General features: G+C 75.5%; 1 protein-coding gene. It reads right to left on the bottom strand.

Translation table 11 applies throughout. The features are described 5' to 3' along the window. Positions 1-611, bottom strand: a 611-nt coding sequence (locus AE652_RS27905) for a helix-turn-helix domain-containing protein (protein WP_159028572.1), incomplete at its 3' end; no start/stop codon positions are given. Positions 612-854: the final 243 nt, after the last annotated feature.

The raw sequence follows: 854 nt of genomic DNA, 5'->3' as shown, positions 1-854 counted from the left end.
ACCAGGACCGGGCGGTCGCCGGTCTCGCCAGAGCGCAGGCGGGCGGCGAGCAGCCCGGTCAGGGCGTGTGCGGTGACGGCGTCCAGCGGGCGGGCGGCGGCCGGGTCGGCGAGCGCCTCGGCGGAGCAGAACTCGGCGTGCAGAGCCGCGAGTTCCCCGGGCTCGGGGACGGCGCAGCCCTCGGAGCCGTGCAGCGGACAGAGCAGCCCGTAGTCCGGCAGTCGCGGCGGAGCGGGCGCCGGGGGCGGGGCGGGCGGGCCGGACGGTGCGCCGCCCGGCAGCGGGGGCCGGAGCAAGGCGGGCGAGATGGCGTCCGGGTCGCACAGTTCGGCGTTCTCGGCGCGCTGACAGGCGGCGCTCAACTCCCCTGCGGCGCCGAGGAGGTCGTCGATCCGGTCGGCGACCCTGGGGGTGACCCGGCGGGCGCCGTGCTCGATCTTGCTGACCGCGGTGTGGTCGTAGCCGATCCCGGCGCCGAGCTGCGCCTGGGTGAGGCCCGCCCGGCGCCGCCAGTGCCGCAGCCGGGCGCCGAACTCCCGCCAGGCGTCCTGCCCCCGGCCGGTCGGCGGTGCCGGCACCGCCGCCGCAGGGGCCACACGGTTCCGCTGCACGGCTGCCTCCCCGGGCGCGTCGTCCCCGGCCGGCCGCCGGGCCTGTCGACGATTCCAGTGATTCCGACGACTCGGATCAGGAGGACGGTACTCGATGGCCACCCGCCTCGTACATGAGGTGGTCTCAACCACTTGAAGAAAAGCCCAGCTTGACGCAAAGCCGGACCGACGGGCTTGACGGAATTTGCCAACCCCTTGCCCCGCGCGCACCGGGCATTGACCTGGGCATGACGTCGTGTGAGG

This window comes from Kitasatospora sp. MY 5-36 (genome assembly GCF_001182915.1).
Taxonomy (GTDB): Bacteria; Actinomycetota; Actinomycetes; order Streptomycetales; family Streptomycetaceae; genus Kitasatospora.
Note: the sequence above shows the minus strand (reverse complement) of the source record. Positions and strands in the feature narration are given on the sequence as shown.